Origin of the sequence: Kitasatospora sp. NBC_01287, assembly GCF_026340565.1 — a bacterium.
Classification (GTDB): domain Bacteria; phylum Actinomycetota; class Actinomycetes; order Streptomycetales; family Streptomycetaceae; genus Kitasatospora.
In genome coordinates, this window is the sequence record NZ_JAPEPB010000002.1 from 539195 (window position 1) to 562786 (window position 23592).

14 protein-coding genes are annotated in these 23592 nt (G+C 75.8%); 5 read left to right on the forward strand and 9 right to left on the reverse strand.

The window, feature by feature from the left end; translation table 11 throughout:
* Nucleotides 1-21: 21 nt before the first annotated feature.
* Entirely contained in the window at nucleotides 22-2925 is a 2904-nt protein-coding gene (locus OG455_RS39430; protein ID WP_266301583.1) for an AAA family ATPase, read from the reverse strand.
* A gap of 193 nt (nucleotides 2926-3118) precedes the next feature.
* On the opposite strand from OG455_RS39430, the gene OG455_RS39435 reads away from it, so the two are divergent.
* The 4 genes from OG455_RS39435 to OG455_RS39450 are packed head-to-tail and all read left to right on the forward strand — an operon-like array spanning nucleotide 3119 to nucleotide 5870.
* A complete protein-coding gene (locus OG455_RS39435; RefSeq protein WP_266301584.1) occupies nucleotides 3119-3421 on the forward strand; it encodes a hypothetical protein in 303 nt (100 codons plus the stop codon).
* A gap of 6 nt (nucleotides 3422-3427) precedes the next feature.
* Nucleotides 3428-4741 (forward strand): hypothetical protein, encoded by a 1314-nt coding sequence (locus OG455_RS39440; protein WP_266301585.1) that lies wholly within the window; start codon nucleotides 3428-3430, stop codon nucleotides 4739-4741.
* On the forward strand, nucleotides 4741-5514 hold the full coding sequence (locus OG455_RS39445; protein WP_266301586.1) for a hypothetical protein: 774 nt from the start codon (nucleotides 4741-4743) through the stop codon (nucleotides 5512-5514). The genes OG455_RS39440 and OG455_RS39445 overlap by 1 nt, the downstream gene beginning before the upstream one ends.
* Before the next feature lie 20 nt (nucleotides 5515-5534).
* Nucleotides 5535-5870: a hypothetical protein gene (locus tag OG455_RS39450; RefSeq protein ID WP_266301587.1), complete on the forward strand. Its 336-nt coding sequence runs from the start codon at nucleotides 5535-5537 to the stop codon at nucleotides 5868-5870.
* Between the two features lie 111 nt (nucleotides 5871-5981).
* On the opposite strand, the gene OG455_RS39455 is transcribed toward OG455_RS39450, so the two are convergent.
* The 8 genes from OG455_RS39455 to OG455_RS39490 all read right to left on the reverse strand — a co-directional run bounded on the left by OG455_RS39455 (nucleotide 5982) and on the right by OG455_RS39490 (nucleotide 23328).
* Nucleotides 5982-7169 carry a sulfotransferase gene (locus OG455_RS39455; RefSeq protein ID WP_266301588.1) on the reverse strand — a complete coding sequence of 396 codons (1188 nt, stop codon included), beginning with the start codon at nucleotides 7167-7169 and terminating at the stop codon, nucleotides 5982-5984.
* 79 nt (nucleotides 7170-7248) lie between these two features.
* Nucleotides 7249-8373, reverse strand: coding sequence for a class I SAM-dependent methyltransferase (locus OG455_RS39460; protein WP_266301589.1), 1125 nt, complete (start codon nucleotides 8371-8373; stop codon nucleotides 7249-7251).
* Nucleotides 8370-9593 carry a glycosyltransferase gene (locus OG455_RS39465; protein ID WP_266301590.1) on the reverse strand — a complete coding sequence of 408 codons (1224 nt, stop codon included), beginning with the start codon at nucleotides 9591-9593 and terminating at the stop codon, nucleotides 8370-8372. The genes OG455_RS39460 and OG455_RS39465 overlap by 4 nt, the downstream gene beginning before the upstream one ends.
* Nucleotides 9590-10417, reverse strand: coding sequence for an alpha/beta fold hydrolase (locus OG455_RS39470; RefSeq protein ID WP_266301591.1), 828 nt, complete (start codon nucleotides 10415-10417; stop codon nucleotides 9590-9592). Before OG455_RS39470 ends, OG455_RS39465 begins: the two co-directional genes overlap by 4 nt.
* Nucleotides 10418-10419: 2 nt before the next feature.
* Nucleotides 10420-10725, reverse strand: a complete 306-nt coding sequence (locus OG455_RS39475) for an acyl carrier protein (protein ID WP_266301840.1) — start codon at nucleotides 10723-10725, stop codon at nucleotides 10420-10422.
* A 17-nt stretch (nucleotides 10726-10742) separates the two neighbouring features.
* Nucleotides 10743-15479 carry a type I polyketide synthase gene (locus OG455_RS39480; protein ID WP_266301592.1) on the reverse strand — a complete coding sequence of 1579 codons (4737 nt, stop codon included), beginning with the start codon at nucleotides 15477-15479 and terminating at the stop codon, nucleotides 10743-10745.
* 8 nt (nucleotides 15480-15487) lie between these two features.
* Complete coding sequence (locus OG455_RS39485; RefSeq protein ID WP_266301593.1) at nucleotides 15488-22747, reverse strand: type I polyketide synthase; 7260 nt, start codon at nucleotides 22745-22747, stop codon at nucleotides 15488-15490.
* Nucleotides 22748-23205: 458 nt separating this feature from the next.
* Complete coding sequence (locus OG455_RS39490; protein WP_266301594.1) at nucleotides 23206-23328, reverse strand: hypothetical protein; 123 nt, start codon at nucleotides 23326-23328, stop codon at nucleotides 23206-23208.
* Between the two features lie 48 nt (nucleotides 23329-23376).
* On the opposite strand from OG455_RS39490, the gene OG455_RS39495 reads away from it, so the two are divergent.
* Nucleotides 23377-23574, forward strand: coding sequence for a hypothetical protein (locus OG455_RS39495; RefSeq protein WP_266301595.1), 198 nt, complete (start codon nucleotides 23377-23379; stop codon nucleotides 23572-23574).
* Nucleotides 23575-23592: the final 18 nt, after the last annotated feature.

The following is a 23592-nucleotide window of genomic DNA, read 5'->3' on the forward strand; positions in this document are numbered from 1 at the left end:
GCCCGTGCCGTGCCGACCCGCTCACGGCGGGTCGGGGGTCGCGCCGAGCACGGCATGGGTGAGGCTCGCCCGGTTGGGCACGCCGAGTTTGCGGTAGATCCGACCCAGGTGGCTGTCGATCGTGCGCACGCTGAGCACCAGGGCGCCGGCGATCTCACCGCTGGTCAGGCCGGTGCTGGCGAGGCCGGCGATCTCCCGCTCCCGCGCGGTGAGCCCGGCCAGCGCGTCGACCGGCCCCGGGTTCCTGGTCGCGGCGCGGCCGGCGCGGGCGGCGAGCCGACCGCGCTGGTGGGCGACCTCGTCGGCCAGTCGCGCCGAACCGCACTGGTCGGCCAGCAGCGCCGCCCGGTCCAGCCGGTCGGCCACCTGCTCGGTGCCGCCGGCGTCCAGGGCGAGCGCGGCCGCCATGACCAGGGTGCGGCCGACCTCGATCCGCTCACCGCCGGCGGCGAAGTGCGCGCCCGCCTCCTGGGCGCCGAGCAGGGCCCGCTCGGTCTCCCCGCGCATGGCGTGGGCCCGCATGCGCGCGCGCAGGGCGAAGCCGAGTCGGCTCGCGGAGGGGAGCTCTTCGACGCCGCGCTCCGCGAGCAGCGCCCAGTGCTCGACCGAGGCCCGATCACCCTGGGCCAGAGCCAGTTCGGCCAAGGTGTCGCAGAAGCGCGGTCGGCGCCAGGCGGTGAGCCGGGGCAGCTCGGTGCCCCCTGCCGCGTCCAGCAGCAGCCAGCCGGCACGGGTCGGGTCGCCGGTGAGCAGGACGAGGCCGGCCACCAGGCAGCGGACGCCGACGGCCCAGCCGGGCGTCTGCCCGTCGGCGATCGCCGCCGCCCGATCGGCCAGCTCGACGGCCTCCCGCAGGTCGTCCACGCCGCCGCGCCAGAGCAGTGCCTCGGACCGGAACGTCGCCAGGCCGGCCCGGGTCGCGGGGTTGCCGGCGCGTTCGACGAGCGGGCCGGCCTCGTCGAGGGTCGCCAGGGCGTGGCGCAGGTTCCCCGAGCGCAGCTGGGTGTTGGCCAGGCTCATCAGCATCATGGGCCGGACGTAGGTCTGCCCGGTGCGCCGGGACAGGGTCGCGCCGCGGTCCAGATGGCGTTCGGAGTCGGTCAGCCGCCCCAGCATCCCCTCGGTCATGCCCAGTTGGTAGGCGGCCTCCAGGTTGGTCAGCAGGACGGCGTCCGAGGTGGCGTCGATGAGCTCGGCCGATCTGGTCACCGTCGTCAGGGCGGCGGCCAGGTCGGCGGTGAACAGGTGGGCGAGGGAGGCCTGGGCCAGGGCGTTGGCCTCACCGACGCGGTCATGGTGCCTGCGCGCGATCGCCGCGCCCGTCTCGGCGTGCCGGCGGGAGGTCGCGAAGTCCTGGAGGTCGTAGCTGTAGTCGGCGAGCTCGGCGTGCAGGGCGGCGGCCGTCGCGGAGTCCTGGTCGGCCAGCGCCGTGAGCCCGTCGCGGGCGATGGCGCCGGCCTCGGTGAAGCGCCCGAGCCGTCGTTCGACCCGGCTGGCGTCGGCCAGCGCGGTCGGGGCACCGCTCTGGTGCGGCGGCCGGCCAGGACCGGCGGATCGCAGGGCGTCCAGGAGCGCGCGGCTCTCCGGTGCGTCTCCGGTCAGCAGCCGGGTCTGGGCGAGCAGGACCCGCGCCTCGTGCCAGTGCGGCTCGCCCTCGTGGAGCAGGGACAGCGCGGCCTGCAGGTACTCGGCAGCGGCGGCGGGCGAGCTGTGCAGCGAGTCGCGCGCGGCGGCGATCAGGGTAGTCACGTGCTCCGGTCGGCCGGGGTCGGCGGCCCGGACGACGTGGTGGGCGCGCCGGGCGATGGGCGCCGCCCGCTCGGCCAGCGCGAGTTCGGCGCCGCGGTGCAGGGCGAGCCGGCGGCTGGGTTCGAGTCGCTGGTAGACGACCTCGGCGACCGCGCGGTGACGCAGCGTCAGCTGGGGCGCGGGGTCGACCGGCCGGATCAGGTCGAGCCGGGAGAGGTCGTCCAGCGCCCGCATGGTCGCGGCCGCCTCCAGGCCGGCGACCGCGGCGAGCAGGTCCGGGTGGCACGGTTCGCCGAGCACCGCGGCGGCCTGGACCACGGCGAGCGCGGTGTGATCCAGCTCGGCCAGCTCGCCGAGGATCGCCAGGGCGGCGTCGGCGCCCGCCTCGCCCTTGGCGGCGAGGACCTTGAGGTACTGCGGATTGCCCTGGCACGCGCGGTGGACCTCCCGCGCGTCGGGGTGCTCGCCGAGCAGTTCGAGCACCTGCTCCCGGGAGAGCGGTCCGAGGTGGCGCACGTCGAGCTGGCCCATCGACGCGGCGCGCGCGAGCACGGCGGCAAGCGCGGGCGCGAGCTGGCGCTGCCGGTACGCCAGCAGGCAGAGCGCCGGACCGGTGGCGGCCGTGTGGAGCAGCCGTTCCACCTCCGTGATCCGCTCCGGCGCCAGCTGGTGCAGGTCGTCCACGGCGACCAGCGTGGCCGTCCCCCGCGCCATCTGCTCGTGCAGCTCGCGCAGTTCGCGGCTGCCGTCCGCCGGCGGGCGGACACCGGTGGGCGCGGGAGCTAGCGCGGGGGTGGGCTCGGGGGCGAGCACGGGGGCGAGCGCGCGCCGGCCGTGCGCCGCGAGGACCCGGACCCCGGCGGCCCGGGCATGCGCGGTCGCCGTCAGCATCAGCGCGCTCTTGCCGATGCCCGGCTCCCCGACCAGCGCGATCGCCCGCCCGCGGCCCGACGCCAGCTCCCCCAGGGCCGCCAGCACCTCCGCGACCTCGGTCTCCCGGCCGACAAACCGAGGAGCACCGGCCGCCGACCCGCGGGGCGCCGGTGCCACCTCGCGGACCACGGCGAGCGTGGAGTCACCCGCCGCCACGCGGCCGGCACGGGAGCCGGCCGGCCGACCCGCCCGTACCGGTGAAACCTCGGGCGGTGAGCCGTGACTCCACAGATCGTCAGACATGAACGGCACAGTAGTCGCCCCCACCGACTCGCCCGGCGGTTCGCGGTCCACCCGCCTGATCGGCGGGCGCGGTCCCAGGCTCCCGCACGGACGGCTCCGTTGATGAAACCCTAACTCCGGATGACATTCCGATGGCCTCAATGTGCCCTAGAGTTCTTTTCCTGAACAGTAGTTGACGATTCATCGGGGAGACATGGGCACGGGGGACGGAAGATTCGTCGTCGATCTACCGGATCTGGAGCGGTTGGCGAAAGAGCTGGACAGCGCGAAAGCGGAACTCGACAGCGCGTTGAAAGCCATGGGCGGCGCCGACCCGGCGGGACTGGGCATGACCGAGCTGGACAGCGCGTGCGCTCATTTCCAGAGCAGGTGGGGCTACGGCCTCGGGGAGCTCGGGAAGGACGCACAGGCATTGCACGACGGCCTGGCCAAGGTGCTGAAGAACTACGGCAGGACGGAGGCCGATCTCGCGGCCGGTCTCCAGGGCAAAGGGTAGGCACCGATGAGTACACCCGCTGAGGACTGGTCCGGGCTGGGTTTCGATCCGGCGCCGGGCGACCCGGCCGCGGTGGAGCAGTTGTCGAAGACCCTGGCGCAGGCGGCGCAGCACCTGCAGGGGGTGCATGACACCATCACCCGACTCGGGCAGCCGGGCGGTACCTGGACCGGAGACGCGCAGCAGGCGTTCTCCGGCCAGCTGGGCCAGTTGCCCGATCGGCTCAAGCACGCGGGCGACTCCGTCGACACCGCGCGCCAGGAGCTGGACAAGTGGTGGAAGGAGCTGGACGCCAACCGGCCCCGGGCGAACGACTACGAGCAGCAGGCCAAGACGCTGCGGGCCTCGCTGAAGGACGCCCAGGCGGAGCACGCCCAGGCCGGCGCGAACAGCGATCTCGGGCTGGTCGACCAGACGTTCCCCGACGACGCCGGGCGCGCCGCCGCGCAACAGCGCTACAACACGGCGAAGGCCACGCTGGACGCGGCGGCCACCCGACTGGGCAGCGCCCAGGACGCCCTCAACCGCGTGCTGGGCCAGGCGAGCCAGTTGTACAGCGACCAGCAGGGGTTCGGGCTCGACCGGGCCAACGCGATCCGCGGCGCGGCCGACCACGAGGCGCCGCACAAGCCCGGCCTGTGGGACTGGATCGAGAACCACGGCGCCGACTTCCTGACGGTGGCCGCCTCGGTCGCGGGCATCGTCGCGCTCTTCTGCCCGGCCGTCGCGCTCGTGGCCCTGGTGCTGAGCGCGGCCGCGCTGGTCGCCCACGTGTCCACGTACATCGGCCAGCAGGGGCTGTCGGCGTTCTTCCCGCCCTCGTCCAAGAACATGGGCAACTGGCTGACGGTGGGCGGCGACGCGCTGGGCGTCATCCCCGGCGTCAGTGAGATCAAGGCGGGCGCCACGGCGGCCAGGGCGGCCGACGGGTTCGGGGCCTCGGTCAAGGCCGGCGTCAGCGCGACCCAGGCCGGGATGAAGGCTCTCGACGCCTCGAACCCCGTCGCTTCGGCGATGCAGAAGCCGCTGGCGAAGTGGCTCGGGGAGAAGGGTCTGCAGAACAGCGAAACGGTGGCGACCAATGTCACCAGAGCGGGGCAGGGCGCGGTCATGGCGGGCCTCACGACACCGACCGCGCTGTCGCTCGGCAACAACTCCGACAACGACTGGGTGAACGGGACGACGGCCGGTGGAAACGCCGTGAACAGTCTGGGCTTCGTCCACGGTGAGGGCAGCGGCACGCGCGGCACCGTGCTCGGGACGCTCGCCATGGTCGGTGGTGCTTTCGGCTTCGGCTGGTCACTGCAGGGGAACAACTGATGGACCGCACGACGGTGCCACTCCTCTGGTTCGCGGCTCCGGCCGGATTCGTCGAGGTCCCGCTCGGCGGCACCGCGGAGGAACGGCTCGACCGGTTGGCGGACTCCTTCGCCGTGCTCATGCCCGACGCGCCGCTGGAACAGCGGCTCGGCTCGGCCGTCAACGCCGAGCTGCTCCTCGAAGCCCAGCTGTCCCAGGGCCTGACCTACCTGGCCAACTGCCTCCACCGGACGGAGGAAGGGGAGGTGACCCACGGCGTCTTCAGCATCTTCGTCACGGCCGCGCAGGTGGACGGCCCGCTCACCTTCGCCACCCGGACGGCTCAGCGGCTGGCGGCCGAGCGGCCGCACGCCGAGGTCGGGGTGCTCCAACTGCCATACGCCGACGCGGCCGTCGCGACCGAGGACCGGGTGGTGCGGGTGCCCGGGGCACTGTACGGCCTGACGGCGGACAGCGAGAGCCTCGTGCGGCAGATCGAGATCATGATCCCGCACCCGGCCGGCCGGCACGTGGTGCTGGTGGTCTTCAGCACGGAGCACCCCGAGCACTGGGCGGGCTGGGCGGTGGTGGTGGGTGCGGCCCTGCGGAACCTGTCGCACCTCCCGCCACGGCCCGCGGAGCCCGAGCGGACCGACCTGGCGGTGGCGGGTTCGGCGATGTCGGGTTCGGCGGTGGCGGGTTCGGCGATGGCGGGTTCGGCGGTAGCGGGTTCGGCGATGGCCGGCTCGGCGATGGCGGCGACCGAGGACCGCATCCGGCGGGCGTTCGGCTGACGGTGGGTGGAGGTCCGGACATGCACACGTTCGTCATGGATGTGAGAACAGCGCTCTTCGGTGTCGTCGTCCTCGCCAACGCGTGGTGGCTCGTTCACAAGACCCGGGAACAGCGGCTGCACCGCCGGCGCCAGGGGGTCCCGCACGAGCAGCAGTTGGCCGAGCTTCGCGCCGAGGTGGCCACGGCCCTGGTCCCGGGCGCCGAGCGGCACAGCGTTCCGACGGCGAAGTACCCGGCTCTCACCATCGAGCACGCGGTCGAGGCGGCCGGCGCGGCGGGTCCCTGGCGGGTGCGCGAGAGCGGTCCGAAGGGCGCGCTCCGCTGGGACTTCCAGCGAACCGGTTCCGCCGTCTGACGGCCTTCGTGCCCATGTTGATGGACAAGAGCGCCGGAGCGGACGCACCCGTGTGACCCCGGTGGTACGAACGGGGCAGCAGCGGGAGGACGCCGGCCCGCGTCCCGCCCGTCAGCTCGGGTCGACCTCCGCGCGCAGGGCGTTGTAGGCGGTGAAGGCCGACTCGACCTCGGCGCGGGTCAGGCCGTAGCGCGACAGGGCGTAGCTGTGCGCGCGGGTGCTCCGGCGGCGGGCGGTGATCGCGGGCAGGCGGGCGGCGGTCTGCTCGGTCCAGCGGGCGCCGATGGCGTCGTAGAGCTTCGGGGCGCCGGCGGCCGGGTCGGCGCCGAGCCAGGAGTACGGGACGTCGACCAGGGCTTCGCGCGGGATCGCGGCGCGGGCCGCGAGGCCGCGGGTCATCGCACGGCTCAGCAGGTCGAGCCAGGTGGCGCCGATGCCGGGCAGGTCGAGCGGGCGCACGGTGACGGCCATGCCGTGCTCGACCAGGCTGCAGAACGAGGCCACGGCGGCGACCGGGTCGCGGTGGGTCCAGACGATGGTGGCGTCCGGGAAGACGGTGCGCAGTGCGTCGAGGTTCTCCAGGTGCATGGGGGACTTCAGCACCCAGCGGCGGCGGGGGCGGCCGTACTGGAGCACCTGGAAGACCTGCTTGAGGTGGTGGTAGTCGGGAACGAAGTCGCGTGCGTAGTGCCAGGCCCGGTAGGCGGGGATGCGGGCCTGGGAGAGCACCATGACGGTGTGCGGCAGGGCGAAGGTGCACTCGTCGGGGCCCTCGGCGAGCAGCGGGTGGATGTCGCGGAAGCCCGGGGCGAACAGGTCGATGCCACCGGCCATCCGGCGCGCGGTGGCGACGGCCCGCCGGCGCTGCTCGGGCGGTCCTTCCAGGTCGGGGGTGAGCAGCTCCCAGAGCAGCGGGCAGCGGTGCTCCGCAGCCAGGGAGAGGACGCCGTGGGTCAGCGTGGTGGCGGTGCGCGGCAGGCCCAGCACGAACACCGGCCGCTCGATGGGCTCCCGCTCGATCGCGGGGTGCTCGGCGACCAGGCGGCGGATCCGGGCCCGGTTGGCGAGCTGCCGGCGGATGTGGCCCTGCGCGGACGCCCAGCCGACCGGGGTGAGGTGCTCGTCCGCCGCCCACTGGCGCAGCAGGAAGCGGAAGTCGTCGACGAACCGCTGGTCCCCGTCCGCCTGCCCGGCCGCGGCGACGAGCCGGTCGAAGGTCCGGTCGGGGGTGTGGCGGGCGCCGAAGCCCGGCCGGAGCAGCAGGTTGGCCAGGGTCAGGGCGAGGGGGGCGGCGGGCACGGGGGCGGGTTCCCTTCGGTGGCAGCTGGTGGGGGTGGCGGGGTGGCGGGTGGCGGGGCCGGGGTGGTCGCGCCGTGGGTCAGGGCCGCGCCTCGTAGCGGGCGAGCAGGCGGTAGGCGTTGGACAGACCCGCGCGGCCGGCGAAGCGGGCGATCAGCCGGTCGAGCGCGGTCGCCAGCAGCAGCACCGGGGCGCCGGCCAGGAAGAGCGTGCCGCGCAGCAGCCGCCGCAGCCGCCCCGGCGGCCTTCCCGGCAGCCACGGCGCGTCCTCGCGCGGTGCCACCGCGTCCAGCAGCAGCCAGCAGGCGGCCAGCAGGTCGACCGGGTCGTGCGGCTCGTGATGCTGCTCCAGGAGCACCGTGAAGCCCAGTTCGCCCAGGCGGCGGCGCAGGTTGGCCGCCGGGACGAGGTTCAGGTGCTGCGGCTGCAGCCAGGGCAGCCACCAGCGCCCCAGCAGTCGGGCGTAGCGGCAGCGCGGGTCGGGCACCTCGATCAGCAGCAGCCCACCGGGGCGCAGCGCCTCGCGCGCGGCCGCCAACTCCCGGGCCGGGTCGGTGCTGTGCTCCAGGTAGTGGAACATGCTCAGCACGTCGTACCGGCCGGCCATGGCGGGCGCCAGTTCCGGGAACGAGCCGCGGAAGCCGCGCGCCAACCGGCCGTTCTGCTCGGCGAGTTCGACACCCTCGCTCAGGTCCAGGCCGTCGAAGACGGTCTCCGGGAACACCTCGCGGGCCCGCTCGCAGAAGTGTCCGTGCCCGGTGCCGACGTCCAGCCAGCGGTCCGGCGCGGCGGCGAAGGGTGTCACCGAGCGGGCGCGACCGCGGTAGACCGCCGCCCGGGTGCCGAACACCGTGCCCAGCCGCTGCTCCCCCAGGCCGTCGTAGAAGTCGCGGTAGTAGAACTCCAGCCCCGCGCCGGTCAGTCGGGGGTTCTGGAAGACGTGCCCGCAGGCCCGGCACTCGTCCAGCACGAACCGCCCGGGCTTGTGCTGCAGCAGGTCGGAGGTGCGCAGCCGGACCCTCAGCAGGGTGGAGCCGCACCACGGGCAGTCGGCTCGGCGCGGCTCGAAGAAGCGCTCGGTGCCGTCGGCCAGGTCGGCCTGGTAGCCGGGGCGCAGCGCGGCGACCGCCCTGGCGCGCAGCGCGGCCTTGCGGGCGGCCGGCGCGGAGCTCGGGGTGGGCGTGCCTGGTGCGGTGGTGGTCATCGGGTCTCCCTGTCCGTCGGCCGCGGGCGTGCGAGGAGCAGCCCTTCGAGGTGGGTGGCCGCGGCGGCGGCGCCGCCCGCCGACCGGAAGGAGGCGCCGATGCGCAGCGCCGCCGCCTGGTGGGCGGGGTCGTCGAGCACCGCGTCCAGTGCCTGGCCCAGCCGGGCCGCGTCGGTGCGCCCGAAGCGCACCCGCACGCCCGCGCCGGCCGCGGCCACCTGGGCGGCAACCACCGGCTGGTCGTCGCGGATCGGGGCGACCACCAGCGGCACCCCGTGCCAGAGTGCCTCGCAGACCGTGTTGTGCCCGGCGTGGCAGACCACGGCGGCCGTGCGTGCGAGCAGGCGCAACTGCGGTACGGCGGGCAGCACCAGGACATCGGGGTCCAGCTCGGGCGCGGTGCGCGGCAGGGTCCCGGCGGGGTCGACGATCACCGCCTGGAGTCGCTCGGCCCGGTCCCGCAGCATCTGCTGACAGATCGTCAGAAATGCGGCGCCGGCGTCGCCGTTGGCCGTGCCGAGGGTGACCAGCACCGTCGCACGCTCCCGGTCCAGCCATTCCCAGGGGAACGGCGGGGCCGAGGGGCGGTCGGCGATCGACGGGCCGACGAAACGGATCGGGCCTACGGCCGGGGCCAACGCCGCGACCAGCGCCGGGGCCACCGGCCCGGTGAGCTGCGGGGTGGTGAAGGCGAGGATCAGGTGGGGGGAGAAGCGCGGGTCCGCGCCGCCCTCCGGGTCGCCGATCCGCTTGCGCAGGTCGGCGAGGAGGCCGGCGACCCAGGCGTCCACCAGCGGCATGCCGTCGAGCGCGCCGGTGAACTCCGCCGAGGTCGTCGCGCTGGTGGCCCAGGGCAGGCCGAACCGCTCGGCCACCAGCGCGCCGGCGACCGCCTGCTGGTCCGCCACCACCACGTCGGGACCGAAGCGCTCGATGGCCGCCGCCACGCCGGGGGCCATCGCCTCGGCGAGCGGGACCAGGAAGTCCTGCCAGAGGAACTTCAGCGCTCCGGGCCCGCGCAGCTCCGGCGGCCGCACCGGCTCGGCCGCGGGGACGGCGCAGGCGAAGACCTCGGCCTCCGGGCCGGCCAGTGCGCCGACCACCTCCGGCAGTCCCGCCCACGCGATCGTGTGTCCGCGGGCGGCCAGCGCGGCGGCCACGCCCAGGGCCGGGTTCACGTGCCCGACCAGCGGCGGGACGGTGAAGAGGAAGCGGCTCACCGGGCGGCCCCCAGGACCGCCGGCCGGCCGCGCAGCTCCGCGCCCTGCTCGCGCAGCCAGGACAGGGCCAACTCGCGCACCACGTCCGGCGCTTCGACCAGGACGGAGTGCTCCTGCCCGGGCACGAACACGCTGCGGCAGTCGGGCAGCAGGCCGTCCAGCCAGGCGGCCTGGGCGGCCAGGTCGGAGCGGGTGCCGTAGACGGTCAGCACCGGGCAGCCGATCGCGCGCAGCTCCGCCTCCCCGGGCAACCGGCTGGCCGGGATCTCCCGGGCCAGCGCGGTCTCGGCCAGCAGCCGCCCGGCCGAGCGGGCGAGCCGGGCGGTGTGCGGGCCGCGCTTCGCCGCGACCCAGGCCAGCGTGGACTTCTTGACCAGCTCGGTCTCGGCCCGCCGCAGGATGTCGTCCAGCTTGACCGCCCAGGCCGCCGTGGCCGGCTCGGACTCGATGGCCAGGATGGCGGCGACCTGCGCCGGGCGCCGGGCGGCGAGTGCGAAGGCCACTGTGCCGCCGAAGGAGTTGCCCAGCAGTTGCAGGGGCCCGGTCAGCTCCAGCCGGTCCAGCAAGGCCTCCAGGTCGTCGACGAAGTGCTCAAGCCGGTAGCCGGTCGGCGGCCGCTCGGAGCGGCCGTGGCCCCGCTGGTCGTACATCAGCACCTCCGCTCCGGCGGCGGCGAGGGCCGGGGCCAGGGTGAAGTAGTAGCTGGCGAGGCTGTCGGTGAGCAGCCCGTGCAGCAGCACCACGGTCGCCGCGGGCGGGCCCGCGTCCTGCGGACCGAGCCGCTGCACGTGGCAGCGGAGTCCGCCGAGGTCGACGAAGGCCATGGTCAGCTCCGCCCGGCGGTCCGCAGCCGGTCCGCGACGTAGCCGACCAGTCGGCCCACCGTCAGGCCGATGATCTCGTCGAGGTCCATGCCCGCGATGAACTCGGCGAAGTTGATCCGCTCGCCCCAGCGCTCCTGGAGCTGCCCGGCCAGCGTCACCAGGTCGATGCTCTCCAGTTCGAGGTCCTCGGTGAACCGGGCCTCCATGGTGACCTCGACGTCGTCGAGGCCGTAGTCGCCGAGCACGGTGGCCAGCATGCCGGCGATCTCGCCGAGGATCTGCTGCTCGGTGGGCGGGTGCCGCTCCATGGTCTGCTCGCTGACGGTCACTTGACTGCTTCCCTTTCCTGGTGGTCGAGGGTGTGGCTCTGAGGGGCGGGGCTCTGGGAGGTGGGGCCCTGGGCGGTGCTGGGGTCGGCGGTGCTGGGGTCGGCGGTGCGGTCCTGGGTGGTGCGGTCCTCGGTCGTGCGGTCCTCGGTCGTGCGGTCCTGGGCCTCGTCCGCCGTCCAGGCCGCGACGTAGCGGCGCTCGGGCAGCCCCGGCGGGTTGGCGATCAGCGTGCAGCGCACCCGGTGGACGCGCGGGCCGTCGGGAGTGGCGACCGTGACCAGCAGCGCGGCCGGGTCGGCGCGGACCACCGCGAAGTCGCGCGGCCGACCGCGCAGTCCGGTGCCCTCCGCCTTGGCCGCCGCCTCCTTCGCGGCCCAGAAGCGGGTGAACCAGAGCGCCTCGCTGCCGCCGTGGGCCGTGCGGCAGGCCGCCAGGAGCTCCAGCTCCGCCGGGCCGAGCGCGACCGGCAGGGTCTCGGCCGGCCGCTCCGCCACCTCCTCCAGGTCGATGCCCACCCCCGGCCCGCCACCGGGGCGGGACGGCCGGACGAGGGCGACCGCCGCCTCGCCCCGGTGCGCGAGGGAGACGTCGAGGTCGGGCAGCCGCCGCCCGTGCAGGCCCACCACCCGGGGCCGCCCGTCCGGTTCGTTGCGCACCTCGATCTCGGCGGGGAACACCGGGCCCTCACCCTGCTCCCAGAGCCACCGCCGCACCGCGTCCTTCACCGCGATCCGTCCCAGCAGCCATGCCCGGCGCCCGCGCGGCGGCTGCCGCTCGTAGCGGGCCCGCTCGGCGGAGCCCAGGTGGTTGCGCATGATCAGGTCACGGGAGGCGAGGTCCGGCCAGCGCTCGTGCAGCAGCACCCAGCCGCCGCGCTGTCGCACGGAGAGCGTGTTGCGTTCGACGAAGCGCTCGACCGGCCGGGTCTCGGGGTGGCTGTCGAAGCGGCGGTCCTGCCAGCCGCGCACCTCCGCCCAGACCGTGCCGCCGATGAGCAGTTGCACATCGGCTTCGAGCACGGTGTCGGTGAGCTCGGTGACCCGGATGTGGCAGTCCAGCGCGGTGCCGGGCCGCGGCGGCGGCCCGTAGAAGCGGAGGTGGCGCAGGCCGACGGGGAAGACGACGGTGCGCTCGGTACGGGTGGCCATGATCCAGTAGCCGAGCAGCTGGCCGACGTTGTCCAGCAGCGCGCCGGGGGCGGGCGGTGCGGTGATCACGCCGCGCACGTGCCGCTCCCCCAGCGCGGTCAGCTCGGTGAGCCCCTGGAACGCCGGGCCGTGGAACATCCACCGCTCCGCGTAGAGTGCGGCGGCCGTCAGCTCCGGTGCGCGTTCGGCTCCCCGGTCCACCGGCCACGGCCGCGGCGGCACACTGTGATGGTCCGTCAGCTCTATTGTGCCGCGCGCGAATTCGCCGAAGGAGGCGGTGCGGCGGCCGGGCCCGGCGTCCTGGAGGGTGAGCTCCACGTCCAACGGGGTCGCGGCCGGCACCCACTGCCCGAACCGCATCCCCTCGACGCCGGTGGCGAGTTGACCGGGCGCGGCGTGTTCCGCCGCGTCCATCAGGTGCCGCACGATGGTGGTGGCCGGGACGACGGGCCAGCGGTCGGCCGGATCGGGCCAGTCAGGGCGCTGCCGGAAGAAGCAGTGGTCGCGCAGGTAGGGCATGGCGGCGATGGAGACGTGCAGGGTGCTGGTGCTGGTCCGCACCGGTGCGGGCACCTGCACCTGCACCTGCACCTGCACCTGCACAGGCACCGGCACCGGCTGCTCGGCCCGGGGCCTCCCCGCGCCGATCACCTCGACCGCGGTCCGCTCGGTTTCGCGCAGCAGCGCGTCGAGTTCGGCCGCCATCGGGAAGCGCTCGGCCAGGGCCGCGAGCGCGGGGAGGTCCGCGCGCCGGCGGTCGGGGTACGGGCGGTGCGACGGCGCATCGGGCGGACCCGACTCCATTGCCCCGAGGGCCAGTTCGGCCCGGAGCGCGCCGAGTGCGGCCGGATCCAGGCGGACCAGCGCGCCACCGAGCTCCAGCCGCACCACCGGGTGCGCCCGCTCCTTCGCCACCTCGGCGCTGCCCGGAGCCCGCGTACCGGGGGACGGCAGCGCGGACAGGTCCGGTTCGGCGCCGTCCACCCAGAGCGCCGCGGCGACGCGGCGCAGCTGGGCCAGCCCGTCGCGGTGCGGGGAGTTGGCCGCGACCGCCAGGTGCTCCCGCTCGCCGAGCGTGTCGCCCACCAGCGAGGCCAGCTGCCCGGTACCCAGCTGGACGAACGCCCGGAAGCCGGCGCCGTGCAGGGCCTCGACCAGCGGCCGGAACCGCACCGGCTCCAGCAGATGCCGCAGGAACAGTGCGCGGACCTCGGCCTCGGCGGACGGGAAGGGGGCCGCCGTCGTGCCGGACCACACCGGCACGGTCGGCCGGTGGAGTTCGAAGCTCTCGGCGGCCCGGCGGATCGGCGCCAGGTAGGGGGCCAGCATCGGCGTATGGAAGCCCGAGCGGAACGGCAGCACCTGGCCCAGCACGCCCTGCGCGCGGAAGCGGCGCACCAGCTCGGTGACCGGCCGCTCGGGGCCGCAGACGATCGACTGCTGCGGCGCGTTGTCGTGCGACAGCACCACCTCCGCCATGCCCTCGGCCGCCGCCAGCTCATCGAGGACCCGCCCGGCCGGGGCGCCGAGCGCGGCGAAGGCGAGCCCCGGGACGCGCAGCGAGTCGGGGTCGAAGGAGGCCAGGAAGGCGTCCACCGAGGCGCCGGAGTAGAGACCGGCGGCCGCCATCGCCGTCCACTCCCCGACGCTGTGCCCCGCCACCGCGTCCGGCCGCACGCCGATCCGGCGCAGGGCCTGGTCGAGCAGCCGGCCGACGGCCACCACGCCCGCGCCGTGCCGCCCGACGTCGGCCACGCCGCCCGCCAGGTCGGGGCGGGGCAGGCCGAAGTGGTCGGCGACGTCGTCCACCCGAGGGGCGAACTCGCCCTCCAGGCCGGGGAAGAGGAAGGCCGTCCGGCCCGCGCGGCCGGGGCCCAGCAAGGGCTGCGGCGCGTACCAGACGTCGCCGCGCCCGCGCCAGGCCCGCCCCCGGGCGAGCGCGCGGCGGGCCAGCGCCAGGCGCTTGGCGGTCGGGTCGGCGATCGCCACCCGGTGGCGCGGGGCGGGCCCGCCCCGGTCCGGCAGGCCGGCGTCGAGCAAGGCGTGGTCGTCGGCCGCCAGCAGCGCCGCGAGCTGCTCGGGCCCCTCGGCGGCCAGCCGCAGCACCCGCTCGGGCTCGGTGACCACCGCGGCGGGCCGTGCCGGGGTCGCGGCGAGCGGTGGTGTGCCCGGCGCCTGCTCCAGCACCACATGGGCGTTGATGCCGCCGAAGCCGAAGGCGTTCACCGCGGCCCGGCGGGGCGTGCCGGCGGCGCCCTCCCAGGGCCGCGCGGCGTCCACCGTGCGGAACCGGGTGCGGGCCAGCGCCGGGTGCGGCTCCTCGCAGTGCAGGGTGGGGAGCAGCACGCCGTGGTGCACGGCCAGCGCGGCCTTGACCAGCCCGGCGATGCCGGCAGCCGGCATGGTGTGCCCGATCATCGACTTCACCGAGCCGAGCACCGCCCGCTCCTCCCCCGCCGTCACCGGGCCGAACACCTCGGCCAGGGTCGCGAGTTCGGCCGCGTCGCCGGCCGGGGTCGCGGTGCCGTGGGCCTCCAGCAGACCCAGGGCGCCGGGTGCCGCCGGGTCGAGCCCGGCCGAGCGCCAGGCCGCCCGCACCGCCCGGCTCTGGCCGCCCGGGTCAGGGGTGGCGGGCCCGGCCGTGCGGCCGTCGCTCGCCACACCGGTGCCGCGGATCACCGCGTACACCCGGTCGCCCGCGCGCTCGGCGTCGGCGAGCCGTTTGAGCACCACCACGCCGGTGCCCTCCCCGATCAGCAGCCCGTCGGCGCCGCGGTGGAACGGGCGGATCCGCTGGCTCGGGGAGAGCGCCCGCAGCTGCGTGAAGACGCTCCACAGCGTGACGTCGTGGCAGTGGTGCACCCCGCCCGCGAGCACCACGTCGCAGCGCCCGCTCGCCAGTTCGCCGACCGCCTGGTCCACCGCGACCAGCGAGGAGGCGCAGGCGGCGTCCACCGTGTAGGCGGGGCCGCGCAGGTCGAGCCGGTTGGCCAGCCGGGAGGCCGCGAGGTTGGGCACCAGGCCGATCGCCGACTCCGGCCGGTCGGGACCGAGCCGATCGGTGAACGCGTCCTTCACCTTCCGGAGTTGATCGGTCGTCAACTCCGGCAGCAGCTCGCCGAGGGTGCGCACCAGCTGGTGCGCGCCGCGGACCCGCTGGTCGAGCCGGACCAGGCCCGGGGTGAGGTAGCCGCCCCGGCCCAGCACCACGCCGACCCGGTCGCGGTCGGGCAGCCGCTCCGGGCCGCCCGCGTCCGCGATGGCGGCGGCGGCGACCCGCAGCGCGATCAGCTGGTCGGGCTCGGTGCCGGGCACCGAACTCGGCATGATGCCGAAGCGGGTCGGCTCCACCTCGGCCAGCGCGTCCACGAAGCCGCCGCGCCGGCAGTAGAGCCGGTCGGGCTCCACCGGTCCGGCGGCTGCCGCCGGGTCGTAGTAGCCCGCGTCCAGGCGGCCCTCGGGGAGTTCGCTGATGGCGTCGACGCCGTTCACCAGGTTCTGCCAGTACGTCGCCAGGTCCGGGGCGCCGGGCAGCAGCACCGCCATGCCCACCACGGCCACCGGCGGCAGCTGGGTGTGCGTCACCGCGCCGCTCACCAGCCCGAGGCGGTGTAGACCACGGAGCGCACCGACGGTTCGCCCCAGGCGAGTTCGCGAAGCAGTGCCAGCGCGCCCGCGCCCGGGTCGATCAGCCGCACGCCCCGCCGCTGGTAGTCGCGGGCCAGCTCGGGGGAGACCATGCCGCCGTGCGTGGCGGACGGCGCCCACGGGCCCCAGTGGACGGTCAGCGCCCGGCGCCCGGTGCGCTGCGCCCAGCGGGCGCCCAGTTCCTCCAACGCGTCGTTGGCCGCCGCGTAGTCGGCCTGGCCGCGGTTGCCCAGGGCGGCGGCGATGCTGCCGAAGAGCACGGTGAAGCCGGGCCCGGACGGCAGCTCGGCCAGTGCGTCGAGCAGGGCCCGCGCGCCGTCCGCCTTGGTGGCGAAGACCCGCCGGAAGGAGTCCGGGTCCTTCTCGGCGAGCACCTTGTCCTCGATCACACCCGCGGCGAACACCACGCCGTCCAACCGGCCGTGTTCCGCGTACACCTCCTTGACCGCCTGCCGCAGCGCGGCCGGATCGGCGGCGTCCACGACCTGGTAGCGGGCCCGCGAACCCAGCGCGGACAGCTCGTCGAGCGTCGCCGCGACCTCGCGCCCGGCCAGCAGGGCGGCGGCGGTGCGGTCGATGCCGGCCAGCGGCACGCCCTGGCGGGCGAGCGCGGTCCGCAGCGCCGCGCGGTCGCGGGCGGCGCCCAGCACCGGGTCCTCGGCGCCCTGCGGCGGTGCGGTGCGGCCCAGCAGCTCCAGCCGGCAGCGCGCGGCCGCCGCGAGCGTGGCCGCGAACCGCGCGGTGATCCCGCGCGCCCCGCCGACCAGCAGCACCACGGCGTCGCGGTCCAGCCCCAGCGCGGCGGCCTCCGCGGCGCCGTCGCCGGCCGGCCCCGCGCCGGTGCTGCCCAGCAGGCCCAGGGAGCGCTCGACCAGCGCCAGGCCCTGGCGTCCGGCCGGCCCGTGCAGCACCACCGGTTCCCGGTCCTCGGCCAGCAGTTCGCCGACCAGCGCCGCCGCGGCCTGCTCCGGGCCGACCTCCGCGCCGAACTCGACGAGCCGGGCGGTGCACTGGGGGTACTCGCGGCTCAACGTCCGGAACAGTCCGCGCAGTCCGTCGGCCCTGCCACCGCCAGCGGGTGCGGCGGTGCGGGCGGCGGTGCCGGCGGCGGTTCGGGCGGCGAGCAGCCGGCTGGGAGCGGCGGCCAGGGCGCTCTTGAGCGCGGGCACGCAGCCGGGCAGCACCGGCGGGCCGTCCTCGCGCAGCGGATCCAGCAGCAGCACGCCGTCCACCGGTCCGTCCGCCTCGGTGAGTTGGTGACCGGCGTCCAGCGCCAGCAGCTGCGCGCCGGCCGCGGCGAGCTGTGCCGCCAGTGCCTCGGCGACCGGGCCGCTGTCCTTGCCGCTGTCCGGGCCGCCGTTCTTGCCACCGTCCGTGCCGCCGTCCGTGCCCAGCACGGCGAAGCGCCGGCCGGCCAGCGACTGCGGCGCCACGGGGGGTGCGGCGGGCAGTGGAACGGTGGCGAACTCCAGGCGGGTGGGCTCGTGGCCGACGACGGCGGGCGGTTCGGCGATTCGCTCGGCGGGCGGTTCGGCGGGCGCCCCGTCAGGCGGCAGGGGAGCCACGGGCGAAGGCGCGGGCGTCGCACCGGGGCCGGCCAGCCGGTCGGTGAGCCAGCGGGTGATCGCGGCTGCGGTGCGGGCGCCGGAGAGTTGCTCCACCTCCTCGTCGCCCAGCGTGGCGAGGTCGGCGCCCGGGACGGTGGCCAGGCGGCGGGCGAGCCTGCCGATGATCTCGGTGCGCTTGATGGAGTCGATGCTGAGGTCGGCCTCCAGGTCCAGCTCGGGTTCGATCATGTCGGCCGGGTAGCCGGTGCGCTCGCTGATCACCTCCACCACCGCGCGCAGCACGTCCGCCTCGCCGAGGACGGCGGGGGCCGGCGGCTGCTCCCGCACGGCTGCGGCGCCCGATCCGGACAGCGCGGGCACCGCGGGCACCGCGGCGGGTGACGGCACCACGGCCGTCGGGACCAGCGGCGCCGTCGCCGCTGCCCCTGTCGCCACGGGCACGGTCGCCACGGGCACGGTCGTCAGGGGCAGCGGCGCGACGGGCACCGTCGCCAGCGGCGCCACCGGCGGCAGGGCCGGCGCGCCGCCCGCCCCGCCGAGATGGGTGAGCAACACGTCGCGCTGCGCCGCGATCATCTCCCGGCTGCTCCGCAGGAACTCCGCCACCAGGGCGTCCCCGGCGGCCTGGCGGCCGTCGGCCTGGGGTTCCCGCGTCGTCATCAGAGCCTCCGGTACAGGTCGGGCCGGTGCCAGCGCACCGGGCAGCAGTTCTCCGGCAGCGGTGCGCACCAGCTGCCCGTCCACCGTCCAGCCGGGCCGGCGCGGGGTCCGCGTCCGGCCCGGGTCCACCGCGTCGCGGCCGCGCAGCAGGCGGCCGGTCCGCACCGGCACCCCCGCGACGGCCAGCTCGGCCAGCGCGTCGAGGAAGCCGGGCAGGCCGCTGCGCCGCCCCTCCAGCGCCACCGCCCGATGGGGCCGCTCCCCCAGCACTGCCGAGACCAGCCGGGTCAGCACCGCGCCGGGGCCCGCCTCGACGAACACCCGGGCGCCCGCCGCGTACATCGCCTCGATCTGCTCCGCGAAGCGCACCGGGGCGCCGATCTGCGCGGCGAGTTCGGCCCGCACCCCGGCGGGATCCGCCGGGTAGCGCGCGGCCGTCCGGTTCGAGAAGACCGGGAACTCCGGTCCGCGCACCGTCCGGTCGGACAGCGCCGCGGCGAAGCGCTCGCCCGCGCCCGCGACCAGCGGGCTGTGGAAGGCGCACGCGACCGGCAGCCGCTTCACCCCGTGCCCCGCCTCCGCCAGCAGGCGCATCGCCTCCGCCACCTCCGCCGTCCCGCCGGAGACGACCGTCTGGCGCGGCGCGTTGCGGTTCGCCGTCACCACCCGCCCCGCGAGCCCGGCGGCGGCGAGCACCCGCTCGACCTGCTCGGCCCCGGCCGCCACCGCGGCCATCGACCCCGGGTCCTGGCCCTCGCCGACCGCCGCCAGGATCGCGCGCGCCCGCTCGGCGCTCAGCGCGGGCAGGTCCTCGGCCGCCAGCGCGCCCGCAGCGCACAGCGCCACCAGTTCGCCGTAACTGTGGCCGGCGGCCAGCCGCGGGCGCACGCCGGCCAGCCCCAGCAGCTCGTACGCCGCCAGTCCGGTCATGCCCAACGCGGGCTGGGCCACCCTGGTGTCGGTCAGCGCGGCGCGCTGCCGCTCGCGCGCCTGCGGCGTGAACGCCGCCGGGGGGTGGAGCGCGTCCGCGTGGTCCCGTCCCAGGCGCAGGTGCCGCCGCACGGCGGGGAACGCCGCGAACAGCTCCGCGAACATCCCCGGGCGCTGGCTGCCCTGCCCGGGGAAGAGGAACGCCACCTCACCCGGCGCGAGCTCGCCGGTTGCCGAACCGCTTTCTGACGACTCGTCAGCCTCGGCCAGGTGCAGACCCGCCGCCGGGTCGCTCTCCCCCGCCAGCGCCCGGCGCAGCAGCCCGGCCAGCTCGGTGAGGTCCGAGGCGACCACCGCCACCCGCACCGGCCCGGCAGCCGACTCCGCCCGCCCGGCGGCGGCCAGCGCGAGATCGCGCAGCCGCCACGGCGAGCCCGCCGTCTCCACCTGGCCCAGCAGTTCCGCCACCCCGCGCAGCGCCCGGACCAAGTCGGTGCCCCGGAAGGTGAAGAGCTCGGCCGGCCACTCCTGCAGCGCGTGCACGGGCGGCGGTCCGTCGTAACCCTGGAGCACGGCATGGAAGTTGGTGCCACCGAAGCCGAAGGCGCTCACCCCGGCCACCCGTTCGGCGGCCGGTGCGGTCCACGGCCGGGCCTCGGCGTGGAAGACGAACGGGCCGGCGCCGTCCTGCCAGGCGGGGTTCGGCCGTTCCAGGTGCAGGGTCGGCGGTTTGATCCCGGTGTGCAGCGCCAGCGAGGTCTTGATCAGCCCCGCCAGGCCGGCCGCGCACTTGGTGTGCCCGATCTGCGACTTCACCGAGCCCAGCGCGCAACTGCGGGGCGCCGCGCCCGCCTCCGTGAAGACCGCGCTCAGCGTGGCCAGTTCGGTGCGATCACCGACCACCGTCCCGGTGCCGTGCGCCTCCACCAGCCCCACGTCGGCCGGCCCGAGCCCGGCACCGCGGTAGGCGCGCTCCAGCGCCGCCCGCTGGCCCTCGGGCCGCGGCGCCGTCAGGCCCAGCGACCGCCCGTCGCTGGCGCTGCCGATGCCCTTGACCACCGCGTACACGCGGTCGCCGTCACGTTCCGCGTCCGCCAGCCGCTTGAGCACCAGGCAGCCGACCCCCTCACCGAGCACGATCCCGTCCGCCGCCGCGTCGAAGGGGCGGGAGACGCCGGTCGGCGAGAGCGCGTGCACCGAGGCGAAGAGCAGGTAGTCGTTGATCCCGTTGTGCAGGTCCGCGCCGCCGCAGAGTGCCAAGTCGCTTGTGCCCGAGATCAGTTCCTTGCACGCCACGTCCAGCGCCGCCAGCGAGGAGGCGCAGGCCGCGTCGACGGTGAAGTTGGCGCCGCCCAGGTCCAGCCGGTTGGCGATCCGCCCGGAGATGACATTGGCCAGCATGCCGGGGAAGGAGTCCTCGGTGAGCTCGGGCAACTGCTCGGCGATCGCCGCGGGCACCGCGCCGAGGTAGGCGGGCAGCACCGCCGCCAGCACACCCGCGTTGGAGAGGTCGCTGCCCGCCTCCGCGCCGAAGACGACGCTGGCGCGCGAGCGGTCGAAGGGCCGGCCGCCCTCCGCGGTGCCGGTGCTGGTGCCGGTGCCGGTGCTGGTGCCGCTGGTGCCGGTGCCGCTGGTGCCGGTGCCGGTGCCGGCGTCGTACCCGGCATCCAGCAGCGCCCGTCGCGCCGCCTCCAGCGCCAGCAGTTGCACCGGCTCGATGCTGCCCAGCGCGGCCGGCGGGATGCCGTAGTCCAGCGGGTCGAAGGGGATCCTGGGCAGGAAGCCGCCCCACTTGGACGGTGTGCGGCCCGGGTCGCCGTCCGCCGCGTGGTAGAGCGCCGGGTCCCAGCGCTCGGCCGGCACCTCGGTCACCGCGTCCACCCCGCCCACCACGTTCGCCCAGAACGCGGGCAGGTCGGGGGCCTGCGGGAAGAAGCCCGCCATGCCGATCACCGCGATGTCCAGCGGCACGGGCTCCGGCTCCGGTGCGACGGGGCGCTGGTCGAGCAACCGCGCCAGCTCCGCGGCACGGGTGGTCAGCAGGTCGGCCGCGCCGGTGCTCACCGCGGCGTGCAGTTCGGCGAGCGTGGTGGTGGCCGAGCGCAGGACCGCGACCTGCCCGGCCATGAACATCCCCCGCTCCAGCTGCCCTTGCTCGTCCACCTCGGTCAGCTCGCCCGCCACCCGGTCCACGCCCTTGGCCGCGATCCGCAGCCGCCCGACGTTCAGCCGCTCCAGTCGCTCCCAGACCTCCCGGTCCGGCACCCCTTCGGCCCGCAACCGCTCGCGCGCCCGGCGGAACTCCGCCGTGAACGGGCTCGGCAGGCATCGGGTGGCATGCCCGGGCGCCGTCCCCAGCAGCTCCGTGGCACGTGCCGCCAGCGCCTGCCGCTGGAACTGCGCCCGCACCGCGCCGCAGGCCACCGCCTCCTCGGTGAAGAGGTAGGCCGTGCCCATCAGCACCCCCGCCGCGAGGCCGCGCGCCGCCAGCGGTGCGGCCAGCGCCGCCACCATCGCCGCCGAGCGTGCGTCGTGCACCCCGCCCGCGAAGAGCACCTCCACCTCCGGGGCCTGCGGAGCCTTGGGGGCCTGCGGGGCCTTGGGGGCGGCGGCGAGGAAGTCCTCCAGCACCGCCAACTGTGCCTCCCAGAGCGGGAAGCTGTGCCGCGGCCCGACATGCCCGCCGCACTCCGAACCTTCGAAGACGAACCTGCGCGCCCCGTCCTCCAGGAACTGCCTGAGCAGCCCTGGCGAGGGCACGTGCAGGAAGGTGCGGATCCCCGCCTCCTCCAGCACTCTCGCCTGCGAGGGCCGCCCGCCCGCGATCACCGCGTGACTGGGTCTGGCGGCGAGCACCTCCGCGAGCTGCGCACCGCGCACCTCCTCCGGCGCGAAGCCCAGCACCCCGACGCACCAAGGCCGCCCGCCGACCGCCGCGGCCGTCTCCGTGAGCAGCGCGCGGGTCTGCGCCGGGCCCGCCAGCGCCAGGGCCACGCACGGCAGCGCGCCGGCCACGGCCACCGCCGCCGCGAAGCCCGGCTGGTCGCTGACCCTGGTCATCGGCCCCTGCACCACCGGCAACCGGGTGCCCAGCACCTCGGCCGCCCGCGACCCCGGCCCGAGCAGCGCAGCCGCCGCACCGGGCGCCGCCACTGCCCGTAGGCCGTCCAGGACGGCCTCGCGCACGGCCCGCACCGCTCGCTGGACGGTCCCCCAGCGTTCGGCGAACTCGGCAGCGAGGAAACCGTCCTGACCGATCATCAACTCCGCTGCGGGCCGCTCCCGCTGAGCCGACGCACCCGATTCACCCGATGGGCCTGAAGGGCCCGACACACCCGACAGGCCCGACGTGCCTGGCCGCCCGCGCCGCAGCAGGCGGCGCCCGTCGACGACCACGGTCTCGGACCCGTCCATGCCGCGCAGGAGTGCCGCGACCTCCTCCGGCACCCCGGACTCCGCCAGCAGCGCCAACTGGCTGTCCAGCACCACTCCGGCCGCCCCACCGGCCACCGCCGCCACCGCCGTGCGCGGCCCGATCCCGCCCCAGGCCCACACCGGCACCCCGATCCCGGGCTCGGCCAGCAGCTGCTGCAGCAGCACGAAGGTGCTCAACTCGCCGACCGGGCCGCCACTCTCGCAGCCACGCGCGATCAGCCCGTGGACCCCGGCGCGGACGGCGCCCAGGGCCTGCCCCAGATCCGTCACCTCGGCCAGCACCCGGTACTCACCACACAACGCCGCGACGTCCCAGCCCGGCGCACCCTCACCCGCACCCGCACCCAGCACGAGGACCGACGGCGCGGCGCCATGGGCCGCACGCAGGTCCTCGGGCACCATCCGGCAACCGGGCCCCACCCGGACGCCGAAGCCCTCCGGCGCCCTCTCGCGGAGCCGGGCGAGCTCCTCGCGCGACCGGCGACCACCGGCTCCGAGGTCCAGCACGCCCACCGCGCCCGCACGGCACACGGCTTCGGCCAGTCCGGCGTCCGGTAAGTGGAACGGGGTGATCCCGATGACGACGTCGGTCAGCGGAACATTGGGCCTCATGGGCTCTCCGGTATGCATCATGGCGCAGGTCGGGGCATGAGCGACTTGGAACGGAGCGCTACCGGCAACCCTGTGTCGGGGCCGCGAGGCGCCATTGCGCCATCCCGCGATCCGGTTCAACATCGAGGCTACCGAGTGGTAGGGCCTGTCAGGTTAAACCCACGTTGCGCGTACATGTCAACATCACCGCACGAGAAAGCCCGTTCGAAACCGGGGGTTTGCAATTGGCCCGCACTACCGACCGGTACGCGATTCCGCCCGCGCCCTTGACCCGCGCCCGAGGCACCGGCACCCTCGACGGGCGGCCCTCGTACCGCCGGCCGATCCCGAGCATCGGCACACCTGCCCCTTTAGCGGGGAACGTGAGCTGAGCATCCGTCACATTGCTCAGCAGGCAAGGGAGACGAGGCGGTCAGGGAGACGAGCCGGTCAAGGGGACGAGGTAGTGAGGGCGCCGGTCAGATCAGCACCGGCTGGTCATAGATCCGGCGGGTGCTGGTGCCGCGAGGGCGGATGTCGACACCGTAGATGTGGAGCGAGACCGTCGTGAGGGCGGTGGCGTTGCGGACGCGTTCCGGCATCCTCGGGGATCCGACCGAGCACAGTGGCGGCCTCCAACTCCTTGAAGGGTGCGCGGCGACGTGCTCTTCTTCACCGCCACCCGCGGGCGCGGCGAGGGCACCCCGCCGGCCACCGTCCGGGGTCGCCACCTCACGGGCCGCGTCATCGATCGCCACCTGGACGCCACCCACCACGGCCTGATGGGCCCCGGGCCGCTCGCCGAGATCGCCCGGGCGATCGCCGGGTTCACGAAGGGCGCGGGCTGACCCGCACCGGGCGCGCGG